The organism is Proteus sp. G2674 (assembly GCF_009915195.1).
GTDB lineage: Bacteria > Pseudomonadota > Gammaproteobacteria > Enterobacterales > Enterobacteriaceae > Proteus > Proteus mirabilis.
Map to the genome: position 1 here is coordinate 1 of NZ_JAABLS010000028.1, position 2,776 is coordinate 2,776.

General features: G+C 35.1%; 2 protein-coding genes and 2 pseudogenes. 3 read left to right on the forward strand and 1 reads right to left on the reverse strand.

Annotated features, from left to right (window positions below; all coding sequences use genetic code 11):
* The 3 genes and pseudogenes from GWI58_RS12990 to GWI58_RS13000 form a co-directional block, all read left to right on the forward strand.
* Nucleotides 1–531 (forward strand): annotated as a pseudogene (locus GWI58_RS12990) (hypothetical protein); the annotation flags it as partial.
* A 23-nt stretch (nucleotides 532–554) separates the two neighbouring features.
* Complete coding sequence (locus GWI58_RS12995; RefSeq protein WP_110229880.1) at nucleotides 555–1,826, forward strand: hypothetical protein; 1,272 nt, start codon at nucleotides 555–557, stop codon at nucleotides 1,824–1,826.
* Nucleotides 1,823–2,215, forward strand: a complete 393-nt coding sequence (locus GWI58_RS13000; RefSeq protein ID WP_004244639.1) for a thioredoxin family protein — start codon at nucleotides 1,823–1,825, stop codon at nucleotides 2,213–2,215. Before GWI58_RS12995 ends, GWI58_RS13000 begins: the two co-directional genes overlap by 4 nt.
* A gap of 143 nt (nucleotides 2,216–2,358) precedes the next feature.
* On the opposite strand, the pseudogene tnpA reads toward GWI58_RS13000, so the two are convergent.
* Nucleotides 2,359–2,775: pseudogene (tnpA, locus tag GWI58_RS13005) on the reverse strand (IS200/IS605 family transposase).
* Between the last annotated feature and the right edge of the window lies 1 nt (nucleotide 2,776).

The following is a 2,776-nucleotide window of genomic DNA, read 5'->3' on the forward strand; positions in this document are numbered from 1 at the left end:
GTGGATATTGGGAAATGGCAGAGAATTCAACATGGGATACCAGGAGGAGAAACCAATACAGATATGGGGTTCACTGATCTAGATGGTTTTTCTGAGCAGGATATGTATGCCGTTGGCGGTGAAGGAGATGTTTGGCATTATAATGGCGAAATCTGGATCCCCTGTGGTTTTCCCTCTAATGAGCAATTAAGTGCAGTTTTATGCGCCCCTGATGGTTATGTGTATATTGGCGGTGAAGGGGGCAGTTTATGGTGTGGGCGTGAATATCAATGGGAAAAACTTTATCACGGCAGTTCGACTATTTTACTGAATCAGTTACGCTGGTTTGAAGATAAAGTATGGGCATGTGATGACTACCGTTTACAGTGTTGGAATGGTAAAGAAATGGTCCGTCCCAAGGATGGTGATAAAAATGTTATCGCCTCAGGTCATATGGATGTCCGCGATGGGATTTTAGTTGTAGCTGATGATTATAATGTTGATCTGTATGATGGAACCGCTTGGCATAAGATAGTGAGACCTTATAAATAATAGGATTATTGAGTGGATAAATTATGTCAACAATTATGTTTCCAACCCCACCCCCGATAATTAGACAGCATCTGAACAATGCAATCTTTTATTATAAGACTTTGTATGAAAGTCGTTATTCGTCATTAATTAATGTGGATAAATTTAATTATTTTAATGCATTATTAAATGCTAATATTGATGGCTTATGTTATGCAAAAGAAAAAGGTTTAGATGAAGCTCGAATCGCACTATTACGTTGGAAAGGACATGAGGAAGCATTTATCTATACTTTACTTTTTAATGAGTTAGATAGTGAAAAAGAGTTTGATCGTTTTTGGTTGATGATAAAAGAACTAGGATTTAATGCTGTTATTGGTTCGTTGGAGGCACTGCTCCGTGTTGAGATAAACGCTAGAACTGCACAATTAGCGCTGCTGAAAGAACGAGAGCCTGAGATGTTCATTGTCGCTTTATTAAAAATAAAAGCACATCATCAGGAGCTAATCCATCATGATAAATTATTATATTATTTAAATCTTCCCTCAAAAGAAATTAAAATCGCATTATGTTATTATGTAAAAAAAATGAAGCTAATAAGCTTTTCCGAAAATATTAGAATGTTAGTAAATAGCTCGACAGATATCGCTGTAAAATATGCTGCCATAGATGCGATGTGTTGGCTTTCAAATGATAATGAATATAATTATATTGCGTTATCTCAACTTTTACCATTATATTTGGAAGAGAATACACCTAAAGGAAATCAAAGCTTAATTCATTCTCAAAAAATAGAAAACTTAGTCCGTTTAATGGGATGTATATCGTCCACTAATAATAAAATAATAGCACCTCCGAGTTTGTATCCTGAATATTTGAATATTATTTATTATACTCATTCATGTCATGCAGAATATCTTCCTGATCTTATCAATTATCTAGATAACCCCGAATTATCGAGGCTGGCTTATAAGGGAATTTGTATTCTTACAGGTATTGATGTCAATTCGCCTGAATTAACATACTCTTCTCCTGAAAAAGTTGAATTAGATGTGGATAGTCGAGTTCGTTTCCTTTCTTCAGGTGTTAATAATATTAATATTAAAAAGGTTAAAGAAACCATAAAGTTATTGAACTTAAAAGGAAAAATTATTCTTGGTAAACCAGTATCTATTCAACATTGTGAAAAGATTATTAAAAAGGGTTATCAGCTTGAAAGGCATATAGCAAATTGGCATTTATGTCATATGAATAAAGAAAATAAATATAATGATTTTTGTTTTTTTAATCGAATTAAAAATAAGGAGTTGATATGATTAATTATCCAGATTTAAATAAAGATAATATTCGCTATCAATCAGCTTTTGGAAAAAAATTAGTAATAAGCTTTTGTGCATCTTGGTGTAATAATTGTGAATCATGGAAAGATACTTTTACGCTACTCTCTGAAAAGTTTATTGATGACTGTTTTATTTGGATTGATATTGATGAATATCCAGAGTTAGTCAGTGAGATTGACCTTGATATAATCCCTGTTCTTCTTATACAAAAAAAAGAGGATATCCATTTCTTGGGCCCCATTAGGCCAGGATTGGAAACAATTGTGAGTATTCTAAATTCAGATAAAGTAATGAAAGTTGAATTTGATCCCGGAATTAGAGATTATTTAATTGCCCCCGACCTCCCTAAAAGGACGATATATTAATTTACTAAAATGAATAATAGGGGAAAGTAACCAAGTGATTGACCATTGACGACACAGGTAAAGGGCTTGAGAATGAAAATATTTATCCAAAGCACCGTAAAACCCCGTCCTTCTGGTCGGGGATATAAGGCGCGGTTTTTTAACTAACTCGGTGTTTCCTGTTGCTCAATGTACTGGAGGATAATGGATATTGGTGCGCCACCACAACTCCCCGCGAAATAACTCGGCGACCAAAGAACCCCCTTGTAGTAATCACGTTGGGCAATATCAGGACGATCACGTCGAAGTAATCGACTCGATACCCCTTTAAGGCTGTTAACCAGATTAGATATCGCCAGTTTTGGCGGGTAATTAATCAGTCAATGAACGTGATCCCGTTCCCCATCCATTTCAACCAGTTCAACATCAAAGTCAGCACAAACACTGGCAAAGTAGCCTCGCAATTTTTCAATTGCATCCTGATCAAATATTTTTCGCCGGTATTTTGTGACAAAGACCAAATGGACGTGTATCAGGAATACACAATGTCTGCCACGGCGAATATTAGTTTCATTTTTCATA

Bases quoted from the DNA above. Each gene is read 5' to 3' on its own strand.
- GWI58_RS12995 (WP_110229880.1), top strand. From the start codon at position 555: ATGTCAACAATTATGTTTCCAACCCCACCCCCGATAATTAGACAGCAT.
- GWI58_RS13000 (WP_004244639.1), top strand. From the start codon at position 1,823: ATGATTAATTATCCAGATTTAAATAAAGATAATATTCGCTATCAATCA.